Source organism: Rathayibacter sp. AY1D1 (assembly GCF_002932635.1).
In the GTDB taxonomy this organism is placed as follows: domain Bacteria; phylum Actinomycetota; class Actinomycetes; order Actinomycetales; family Microbacteriaceae; genus Rathayibacter.
Genome location: NZ_PSVY01000013.1, coordinates 72,580 through 82,447 on the forward strand (window position 1 = coordinate 72,580; position 9,868 = coordinate 82,447).

Below are 9,868 nucleotides of genomic sequence, written 5' to 3' on the forward strand. Positions count from 1 at the left end.
ACCCGCTACACCGGGTTCCCCCGACGGTCCAGGGTTCGCTCACCGCGCGGCCATGCGTCAGAGTGAGCGGATGACCACCACCTCCCTGGAGGCGTCGACTCGGCGTCTCGGCCTCATCGCGCTCATCGCGACCCTCGGCGGCCTCCTCTTCGGCTACGACACCGGCGTCATCAACGGCGCCCTGGAGCCGATGTCGGCCGAGCTGGGCCTCACCGCGCTGACCGAGGGGGTCGTCACCAGCTCGCTCCTCTTCGCCGCCGCGATCGGCGCGATCTCGGGCGGACGCCTCGCCGACGCCCTCGGGAGGCGGACCACGATCCGCCTCCTCGCCGTGCTCTTCCTCGTCGGCGCCCTGGTCTGCGTGGTGGCGCCGGGCTTCGGCGTGATGGTCCTCGGGCGGGCGGTCCTCGGACTGGCCGTCGGCGGCGCCTCGGTGGTCGTGCCGATCTACCTCTCCGAGATCTCCCCCTCCGAGATCCGCGGCTCCCTCGCCGGCCGCAACGAGCTGATGATCGTGATCGGCCAGCTCGCCGCCTTCGTGGCCAACGCCGTCATCGGCACCGTCTGGGGCGAGCTGCCCGGCGTCTGGCGGATCATGCTCGCCGTCGCCGCGCTCCCCGCCGCCGCCCTCCTGCTCGGCATGACCCGGGTCCCGGAGTCGCCGCGCTGGCTGATCGCGCACGGCCGCCGCGACGAGGCGCTCGACGTGCTCACGACCATCCGGACGCCCGACCTGGCCCATGCGGAGGCGGAGACCATCGCCCGCTCGATCGGCGCGAAGGACGGCCCGAGGATCCCCCTGCTGCAGGCGCTGCGCGAGCGCTGGGCGGTGCGCATCCTGCTGGTCGGCATCGGGATCGGAGTCGCCCAGCAGCTCACCGGCATCAACTCGATCATGTACTACGGCCAGTCGGTGCTGAAGGAGGCGGGCTTCGACCACGACGGCGCGCTCGTCGCCAACATCGCACCCGGGGCGATCGCCGTGATCGGCGGCCTGATCGGGCTGCGGCTCATGCAGACGATGAACCGCCGCACGACCCTCCTGCTCGGCTACTCCCTGACCACCGCGATGCACTTCCTGATCGGCATCGCCTCCGTCGCGCTCCCCGTGGGGAACCCGGCCCGGCCGTACGTGATCCTGGTGCTGGTCGTCGCGTTCGTGGGGAGCATGCAGACGTTCCTCAACATCGTCACCTGGGTGATGCTGTCCGAGATCTTCCCGCTGCGGATCCGCGGCGTCGGCGTCGGCATCGCGATCTTCTGCCACTGGATCACGAACGCGGTGCTCGGCCTGTTCTTCCCCACCCTCGTCTCCGGCGTCGGCATCACCGGAACGTTCTTCCTGTTCGGCGCCGTCGGCCTGCTCGCGCTCGTCTTCATCTGGAAGCGCGTGCCCGAGACCCGCGGCCGCGCCCTCGAGGAGGTCGAGGCGGGCGTCGTCTCCGGCGAGCTCCTGCGCCGCTGACGCCCGCCCTCGGGATCCGCCTACTGGTAGGTGACGAGGTCGGGGAGGGGGCGCACCTCGGCCATGGTCTCGGCGGGGGTGAGCATGGGCGCGTCCTCGTCGTAGAAGTTCTTCCAGCCCCAGCCGATGCCCTCGGGGGCGCCCTCGTGCAGCGCGTCCCAGGTCGCCTGCTTGTCGGGCTGCGAGCCCTGGCCATCGACGTGGATGAGGAACTCCAGCTCGGGCCGGTCGCGGCGGATGCTGTCGCGGTCCTGCAGCATCGACAGCCGGAACTGGTGCAGCACGAACATCTTCGGCGGCAGCCCCTCGCTCTGCACCAGGTCGGCCAGCCACTCCGACACGCTGTCGACCTCGGCGGCCGAGACGCGCCCGATCTGCTGCAGCGGCTTCTGGCCGGGCAGCAGGCGCCACTCCGGGTCGAGCGCGAGGCCGACGTTGGGCAGCGACAGGAGGTCCGCGTACTGCTTCGCCTGGGTGAGGAAGTCGGTCAGCCCCGACTGCAGGTCGAGCACCACGTACATCCCCGCCGCCTGCGCCGCGTCGATGTAGGGGCGGATGTCGGCGGCGTCGAGCTCGTTGGAGTAGTCGCCGTCCTTACCGGGGTCGCCCGCCGCGACCGTGGTGATGATCTCGAGGCTCGGCACGACCTGCTTGTCGGTGAGCGCCCGGTACGGCTCGGCCACCGCCTCCGCCCGCGCGATCGTGGGCTCGAGGCCCTGCTCCCCCAGCACGCCGAGGACGGGAGCGCCCGGAGTGCCGTAGATCGCGACGAAGAGGTGCCCGCCGAACATCCGCTGGCCGCCGCCCGGCAGCTGCCAGCCGCTCGCGGCCGCGCGCACGGCCCACTCGGGCTCGGGCTGGGCGGCGAGCACAGGGCCGAGCAGCAGCGTGCAGGAGGCGTGGGCCTCGGCGATCGCGGTCACGGCTCCGCCCGAGGCGAGCAGGTCGTCGCCGTCGACCACGGTGACGGGCACGCCGGCCGCGCGGGCGGTCGCCAGTGCGGCGACGTCGGCGTCCTGCGCGCGGGCGAGAGCGTGCAGGCCGGTCAGGGCGTCGGCCCGGGCCGGGAGAGCGCCGAAGGGAGCGTCGGAGGCGGTGGACGGCGCCGCGGCGGCGAGGTCGGCGAGCGCCAGGTCGGTCACGGTCACGCCGGACGCGGTGCTGAGGGCGGCCGCGTCGGAGGCGGAGGCGACGACGTCGACGCCCTCGGGCGCGGTGACGTCGCCGATCGCGAGCACGCGGGTCACGCCGAGGCGGGCGAACTCGGCGGCGAGGGCGTCGGAGGTCGGAGCGGTGGAGGACGGTGTGGCGGACGGGGTGGCGGATCCGGTCGCGGAGTCGGACGGGCCCCCCGGATCGGACGGCGTCTCGGAAGCCGTGGATCCCGCGGCCGCGGCGTCCGCGGTCGGGGCGGCCGTCGCTCCGGATCCCGCCGAGCCGACCAGCAGCGGCACGCCCCAGGCGATGCTCACCTGGGCGGCGCGCAGGCGGGACTCGGCGACGTCCTCGACCAGGACGACCAGCGGAGCCGCGGCGAACAGGGCCGCGCTCGCGGCGAGCGCGTCCGGGGCGAGCGCCACCGGCCCGCTCGGAGCCGCGGTGCGGGTGCGGGGCGCCTCCTGCTGAGCGTCGTCCGGAGCGGAGGAGTCGGGCGTGCAGGCGCTGAGCAGCGGGAGCACCGCGAGACCGCCGATCACGACGCTGCGGCGCGAGAGCCCGGAGCGGGAGGGGACGGAACGGGGTGTCGAGGGCATGGCAGGCCTCTCCTCTCGGAGCCCGATCGGGGCTCTCTGGTGCGTGGCTGGTCCTCTCGACTATCGCAGGCCCGGCGGCGGCGAGCGCCGAGGGAGCCGTCCCGGGCGCGCCTCCGACGCCGTCCGGACATGCAGAAGGGGAGCGGCGCCGCAGCTCCGCTCCCCTTCGAGAGGCTGGATCAGACCGTGCGGGGAGCCTTCGCGAGGTTGGCCTCGAGCTCCTCGCGGTTCTGCCGCACCACGTAGGCGGGGCGGTCGCGCTCGACGCGCCACGACTCGCTCAGCGGCGTGATCGCGACGGTGTCGAAGCCGATCCGGTCGTAGAGGTCGGTCACGAAGTGGATCGCCTCGGGGTAGTCGCTCGACGTCGCGAGAGCGCGGCGGTCGGGCGTGCCGGCCGGGGTGCCGTCGGTGGTGATGTCGGCGGCCATGATGTGGTTGAACGCCTTGACGACCTTCGACTCCGGGAGGTGCTGCTGGAGCATCTCGCTGGTCGTGGTCTCGCCCTTGTCGAGCGCCTCGATGCGGCCGTCGCGCTCGAAGTAGTAGTTGTTCGTGTCGAGGACGATCTTGCCGGCGAGCGGGGCGACCGGCACCTCCTCGAGGTTCTTCAGCGGCACCGTCACCACGGCGATCTCGGCGGCCTCGGCCGCCTCCTGTGCCGTGGCGGCGCGGGCCTTCGGGCCGAGCTCCGCGATGAGGTCGGCGAGGGTCTCGGGGCCGCGCGAGTTCGCGATGACCACCTCGTCCCCGAGGGCGATGACCGCCCGTGCGACCTGGCTGCCGATGTTGCCTGCTCCGATGATTCCGTACGTCGTCATGCTGAGGAGAACGCGGAGGATGCCCCGGCATTCCGCTCTGCGGCGTTCTCCCACGCCGCACCCAGGTGGGCCCGTGCCTCCAGTAGCCTCGATCCTCGGGCGCCGCTGCCCGAGAAGGAGTCCGTGATGCCGCAGTACGACCTCCCGCTCGACCTCCTCGAGCAGTACGCCCCCGAGATCGCCGAGCCCGCCGGGTTCGCCGAGTTCTGGCGCGACACGATCGCCGAGGCGAGGGCCGTCGCGACCGAGCCGCGCCTCGAGCGGGTCGACGCCGGCTTCGGACTGCTCGACACCTTCGACGTCACCTACTCCGGCTTCGGCGGCCACCCGATCCGCGCGTGGCTGATCCTCCCCCGCGGCGTCGAGGGCCCCCTCCCCGGGCTCGTGACCTTCATCGGCTACGGAGGCGGCCGCGGGCAGCTCGCGGAGTGGACCGCGATGTCGGCCGCCGGCTACGCGCACCTGGTCATGGACACCCGCGGCCAGGGGTCCGGGCACCGCTCCGGAGCGACGCCCGACCCGGTGGGCAGCGGGCCGCACGTCTCCGGCTTCATGACGCAGGGCATCGAGTCGCCCGCGGAGCACTTCTACCGCCGCGTCTTCACCGACGCCGTCCGCGCGCTCGACGTGCTGCGCGCGCACCCCGCGGTCGACGCCTCCCGCGTGGCCGTCTCGGGCGGCAGCCAGGGAGGCGGGATCGCTCTCGCCGTCACCGGGATCCTGGGCCTGCTCGGCGAGTCGGAGGCGGCGCGCGCCGCGATCGTCGACGTGCCGTTCCTCTCCCACATCCCGCACGCCGTGCGGCTGGTCGACACGATGCCGTACGGCGAGATCGTGCAGTACCTGCACACCCACCGCGGCGCCGAGGCGCGTGTGTTCGACACCCTCTCGTACTTCGACGGCACCTCCTTCGCCCCCTACGCGCAGTCCCCCGCGCTGTTCTCGGTGGCGCTCCGCGACGACATCTGCCCGCCGTCCACCGTCTACGCCTCCTACAACCGCTACGCCGGACCCCGCGAGATCCGGGTCTACCCCTTCAACGGCCACGAGGGCGGCGAGGCGTTCCAGATCGGCGAGCACGTGCGCTTCCTGGGGCGCGAGCTGGCGTAGGAGGAGGAGCCGCTCGGTCTGCGGACGGGGGCGGTGCGCCCCGGCGCATCACCCGTTCCGACTCTCGATCATCGCGCTGCCGATGCGGTCCTCGAGGTCGGCCAGCTCGTCGAGGACGTCGCCGACCACCCAGACCCGCCGGGCGCCTCGACGGGCGTCGCTTTGTGACGCCGTGCGTCGCGCTCGGTACCCGTTCGCGGCTCCGCTGGGCACTATCGACTCCATGACCCGCCAGATCCGCTTCAACGCCTTCGACATGAACTGCGTCGCCCATCAGTCCTCGGGCATGTGGCGCCACCCCCAGGACCAGTCCTGGCGGTACAAGGACCTCTCGTACTGGACCGACCTGGCGAAGCTGCTCGAGCGCGGCACGTTCGATGGGATCTTCATCGCCGACGTGCTCGGCACCTACGACGTCTACGGCGGCTCGAACGAGGCGGCGATCCGCCACGGCGCGCAGGTCCCCGTCAACGACCCGATCCTCCTCGTCTCGGCGATGGCCGCCGCGACCGAGCACCTCGGCTTCGGCATCACCGCCGGCACCGCCTACGAGCACCCGTACCCGTTCGCGCGGCGCATGTCGACGCTCGACCACCTGACGAAGGGCCGCGTCGGCTGGAACGTCGTCACCGGCTACCTCCCCAGCGCCGCCCGCAACATGGGCCACGAGGACCAGCTCGAGCACGACGACCGCTACGACGTCGCCGACGAGTACCTCGAGGTGCTCTACAAGCTGTGGGAGGGGTCGTGGGAGGACGACGCGGTCGTCCGCGACCGCGAGTCCGGCGTGTTCACCGACCCGGCGAAGGTGCACGAGATCGGGCACCGCGGCAAGAACTTCACCGTCCCCGGCATCCACCTCTCGGAGCCGTCGGTGCAGCGGACCCCCGTCATCTACCAGGCGGGAGCGTCGCCGCGCGGCATCCGCTTCGCGGCGGGCAACGCGGAGGCGATCTTCGTCGCGTCCTCGACGAAGGCCGGCCTGAAGGCGACCGTCTCGCGCATCCGCGACGCCCTCGAGGCGGCCGGCCGCGACCGCTACTCCGCGAAGATCTACACGCTGCTGACGATCATCACCGCCGAGACCAGCGAGGCCGCGCACGAGAAGCACCGCGACTACCTCTCCTACGGGAGCGAGGAGGGGGCGCTGGTCTTCATGTCGGGCTGGATGGGCATCGACCTGTCGCAGTACGACCTCGACGAGCCGATCGGCAACGTGAAGAGCAACGCGATCCAGTCGGCCGTCGCCAACTTCCAGGAGGCGAACGAGGACGGCTCGGAGTGGAAGGTCCGCGACATCGCCAAGCTCAGCGTGATCGGCGGGCTCGGCCCGTTCGTCGTCGGCTCGCCCGCGGAGGTCGCCGACCACCTCCAGGAGTGGGTCGAGGAGACCGACGTGGACGGGTTCAACCTCGCCTACGCGATCACGCCCGGCACCTTCGAGGACGTGGTGGAGTTCATCGTGCCGGAGCTGCGCCGCCGCGGTGCGTACCCGGAGGAGTACGTCGAGGGGAGCCTCCGCCAGAAGCTGCACGGCCGCGGCGACCGGCTGCCGGAGGAGCACCTCGGCGCCGGCTTCCGCTACGCGCCGGCGGCGGTCTGACGACAGGGGGCGCCGGGCGGCCGGTGGGGGCGGGGGTCTCGATACGCCGCTCCGCGGCCGCGCCGGACGCACGAGCACCCCGCCGCGATGCGCGACGGGGTGCTCGGGACGTGCGGAGGGACTCAGCCCTCGAAGGTGGCGTCGAGCGTGATGTCGACCCCGGTGAGCGCCTTGCTGACGGGACAGGTCTCCTTGGCCTCGTCGGCGGCCTTGAGGAAGGCGGCCTCGTCGATGCCGGAGACCTCGCCGCTCACGACGAGCTTGATGCCGGTGAGCTTGAATCCGCCGGCCGAGTCCGGGCCGAGCGAGACGTCGGCGCGGACGTCGAGCGCCTCGACGGTGCCGCCGGCCTGGCCGAGGACGGCCGAGAACTGCATCGCGTAGCAGGCGGAGTGGGCGGCCGCGAGGAGCTCCTCGGGGCTGGTCGAGCCGTTGGCGTCGTCGGCGGCGCGCTTGGGGAACGAGACGTCGTAGGTGCCGATCTTCGAGCTCGAGAGCTCGACCTGGCCCTCGCCGGTCTCGAGCGAGCCGTTCCAGGCGGTGCGTGCGGTACGAGTGGGCATGAGTCCTCCTTGGGGGGCGGGGAGAACCGTAGAACGATCGTTCTCCCCTGATGCGCCGAGCCTAGGTGGAACGCGCGGCGTCCTGCAACCACCGGCCTCGGACCCTCGGCGAGATGCCAGTCCGGCGCGCCTCCGTCGGCGTGTCGCGTACGGGAGCGGCCTATCGCGGAGGAGAGGACGGCCGCCAGGTCAGTGCACGAGCTTCAGGCCGACGACGCAGCCGACGATCCCGAGGACCAGCAGCGTGCGCACGAGCGAGAAGCCCTCGCCGCCGAAGAACATGCCGTAGAGGACGGTCAGCGAAGCGCCGATCCCGACCCAGACCGCGTACGCGGTGCCGGTGGGCAGCTCGCGCATCGCGTAGGCGAGGCCGGCCATGCTCGCGACGACGCCGACGCCGAAGACGACCGACGGGCCGAGCCGGGTGAACCCCTCCGACTTGCCGAGGGCGGTGGCCCACACGGCCTCGAGGACACCGGAGAGGATGAGGACGATCCAGGACATGACAGCTCCTACGAGTCAGTCTTGTCGCGTTCCGGGTACTGCTCCCTCGTCCGGTCGCCGTCATCGGCTCCGCACAGTCTGCCCGTGCGCGCTGGGCAGGCCCTGAGCAGCGCGCGGCGGGAGCGGGGCCGCCGCGACCGCGGCTCCGCCCGCCGCCCTCAGCGCGGCTGAGCCGGGTTCGTCGGCACTCCGTGCGAGGGCGGATTGATCGGCGGACCGGACGTCGCCGGCGAGACCGGCGATCCGGACGACGAGCGGGACACCTCGGGCAGCGACTCCGGCACCCTGCCTGCCGGCTCCGCTCCCCCGCGCAGCTGCTCGAGACGCGAGTGCAGGATCGTCGTCACCGGCAGGCGGTGCCCGTGCGCCTCCTCGTAGGCGAGCAGCACGCCGAGGCCGGCCTCGTCGAGCGGGCGGATGCGCTCCGCGAGCGTGTCGAGCGGGATGTCGTTCCAGTCGGGGAGCGGCAGCTCCTCGCGGGAGGGTGTGTCGGTCATTCGTACTCCTTCCGTTCCCTCCATCCCACGCCTCGGACGGCCGTCCGCCCAGGGGCTTGACCGGTCGCGGGGAGAGCGCGGCGGTCGGGAGGGACGGTCCGGCGGAGCGGCGGCCCCGCCGGGACCGTCAGCGGATCAGGCGGTGCGGCGGGACGAACGACGGGTCGCCAGGTGCACGAGGACTCCGACCACGAGGAGGATCCCGGCGTAGAGCCAGACGATCGGGTCCTGCTGGCTGAGGAGCAGCACGCACGAGGCGATGCCGAGCACGGGGATCGCCGTCCACACGCGGAAGTGGTCGTGCTCGACCTTGTCGCGCCGCAGCACGAGCACCGAGACGTTCGTGCTGATGAACACCAGCAGGAGGAGCAGCACCACGGTCTCGGCGAGGGTCGCCAGATCGCCGACCAGGGTCAGGAGGCATGCGGCCAGCGTGGTCACCGCGATGGCCACCCACGGCGTGCGGCGCTTCGGCAGCACCCGGCCGAGCACGTCCGGGAGGAGGCCGTCCTTCGCCATGCCGTAGGTGACGCGGCTCGCCATGATCATGGTCAGCAGCGCTCCGTTGGCGACCGCGACGAGCGCGATCAGGCTGAACAGCCATGCCGGCACCCCGGCTCCGCTCGCCGTCACGACGTCGAGCAGCGGGGCGGAGGATCCGGACAGCTCGTCGGCGGGCAGCGCGATCGAGCTCGCGAGGCCGACCAGGACGTACACCGCGCCGGCCGTCAGCAGCGAGCCGAACAGCGCGCGCGGGTAGACGCGGCTGGGGTCGCGGATCTCCTCGGCGATGTTGGCCGAGGTCTCGAAGCCGACGAAGGAGTAGTACGCGATGATCGCCGCGCCGAGCACCGCCAGCGCCGGCGCCTGCTCGGAGCTGAGCTCGACCGTGCGGGAGAGGTCGCCGCCTCCGCCCGCCACGAGCAGCGCGACGCATCCGATCACGATCAGCAGGCCGCCGACCTCGATCACGGTCATCACCGTGTTGCTGAGCAGCGACTCCGCGACGCCCCGCGCGTTGAGGCACGCGACGAGGATCAGGAAGACGATGGCCGTCGGCACGGTCGGCACGTCGAGGAAGGTGCCGAGGTAGTCGCCGGCGAACGCGAGCGACAGGCCGGCCGCGCTGGTCACTCCGGCCGCGAGCATGGCGAAGCCGACCAGGAACGAGACGATCGGGCGCTTGAAGGCCCGCTGCGCGAACACCGCCGCGCCTCCCGCCTTCGGGTACTTGGTCACCAGCTCGGCATAGGAGCCGGCGGTCAGCAGCGCGAGGCCGAGCGCGAGCAGGAGGGGCATCCAGACGGCGCCGCCGACCTCCGCCGAGAGCGTGCCCATGAGGGCGTAGATGCCCGCGCCGAGGACGTCGCCGAGGATGAAGAAGTAGAGCAGCGGGCCGGTGATGCGGCGGCGCAGGGAGGTGCCGCCGGCCTCTCCGGTCGCGGGGGCGTCGCTCGTGGTGGCCATGTCGTCCTCTCGTCGCGCGCTCGGGAGCGAGCACGACGGGCCACGCTAGGGAGGAGGGGGCCGGGAGGTCGAGAAGGTTGACCG

Annotated in this window: 10 protein-coding genes and 1 riboswitch; of the genes, 3 read left to right on the plus strand and 7 right to left on the minus strand. The window is 72.4% G+C overall.

Translation table 11 applies throughout. The annotated features are described in order from the left end of the window. The first annotated feature begins 70 nt into the window (after positions 1–70). Positions 71–1,465: a sugar porter family MFS transporter gene (locus C5C56_RS10240; RefSeq protein ID WP_258065657.1), complete on the plus strand. Its 1,395-nt coding sequence runs from the start codon at positions 71–73 to the stop codon at positions 1,463–1,465. 20 nt (positions 1,466–1,485) lie between these two features. Here C5C56_RS10240 and C5C56_RS10245 read toward each other — a convergent pair whose 3' ends face one another. Beyond that, positions 1,486–3,219 (minus strand): hypothetical protein, encoded by a 1,734-nt coding sequence (locus tag C5C56_RS10245; RefSeq protein WP_104319537.1) that lies wholly within the window; start codon positions 3,217–3,219, stop codon positions 1,486–1,488. Positions 3,220–3,398: 179 nt separating this feature from the next. Then, complete coding sequence (locus C5C56_RS10250) at positions 3,399–4,040, minus strand: NADPH-dependent F420 reductase (protein WP_104227021.1); 642 nt, start codon at positions 4,038–4,040, stop codon at positions 3,399–3,401. A 126-nt stretch (positions 4,041–4,166) separates the two neighbouring features. Between C5C56_RS10250 and C5C56_RS10255 the strand changes: the two genes are divergently transcribed. Continuing rightward, positions 4,167–5,150 carry an acetylxylan esterase gene (locus C5C56_RS10255; RefSeq protein ID WP_104295802.1) on the plus strand — a complete coding sequence of 328 codons (984 nt, stop codon included), beginning with the start codon at positions 4,167–4,169 and terminating at the stop codon, positions 5,148–5,150. A 48-nt stretch (positions 5,151–5,198) separates the two neighbouring features. Here C5C56_RS10255 and C5C56_RS17850 read toward each other — a convergent pair whose 3' ends face one another. Continuing rightward, positions 5,199–5,363: a hypothetical protein gene (locus C5C56_RS17850; RefSeq protein ID WP_181136395.1), complete on the minus strand. Its 165-nt coding sequence runs from the start codon at positions 5,361–5,363 to the stop codon at positions 5,199–5,201. 10 nt (positions 5,364–5,373) lie between these two features. On the opposite strand from C5C56_RS17850, the gene C5C56_RS10260 reads away from it, so the two are divergent. Further along, positions 5,374–6,753 carry an LLM class flavin-dependent oxidoreductase gene (locus C5C56_RS10260; protein WP_104247810.1) on the plus strand — a complete coding sequence of 460 codons (1,380 nt, stop codon included), beginning with the start codon at positions 5,374–5,376 and terminating at the stop codon, positions 6,751–6,753. 122 nt (positions 6,754–6,875) lie between these two features. Here the strand turns inward: C5C56_RS10260 and C5C56_RS10265 are convergent, their stop codons facing one another. The 4 genes from C5C56_RS10265 to C5C56_RS10280 all read right to left on the minus strand — a co-directional run bounded on the left by C5C56_RS10265 (position 6,876) and on the right by C5C56_RS10280 (position 9,784). Further along, positions 6,876–7,316: an OsmC family peroxiredoxin gene (locus C5C56_RS10265; protein ID WP_104247811.1), complete on the minus strand. Its 441-nt coding sequence runs from the start codon at positions 7,314–7,316 to the stop codon at positions 6,876–6,878. 189 nt (positions 7,317–7,505) lie between these two features. Next, the gene (locus C5C56_RS10270; RefSeq protein ID WP_104222377.1) at positions 7,506–7,820 is read right to left on the minus strand and encodes a multidrug efflux SMR transporter; all 315 of its coding nucleotides are present in this window, start codon (positions 7,818–7,820) and stop codon (positions 7,506–7,508) included. Positions 7,821–7,829: 9 nt separating this feature from the next. Beyond that, positions 7,830–7,893, minus strand: a riboswitch (guanidine-III (ykkC-III) riboswitch). Between the two features lie 85 nt (positions 7,894–7,978). Continuing rightward, positions 7,979–8,317 (minus strand): hypothetical protein, encoded by a 339-nt coding sequence (locus C5C56_RS10275; RefSeq protein ID WP_104319538.1) that lies wholly within the window; start codon positions 8,315–8,317, stop codon positions 7,979–7,981. 135 nt (positions 8,318–8,452) lie between these two features. Continuing rightward, positions 8,453–9,784, minus strand: coding sequence for an APC family permease (locus C5C56_RS10280; protein ID WP_104319539.1), 1,332 nt, complete (start codon positions 9,782–9,784; stop codon positions 8,453–8,455). Positions 9,785–9,868: the final 84 nt, after the last annotated feature.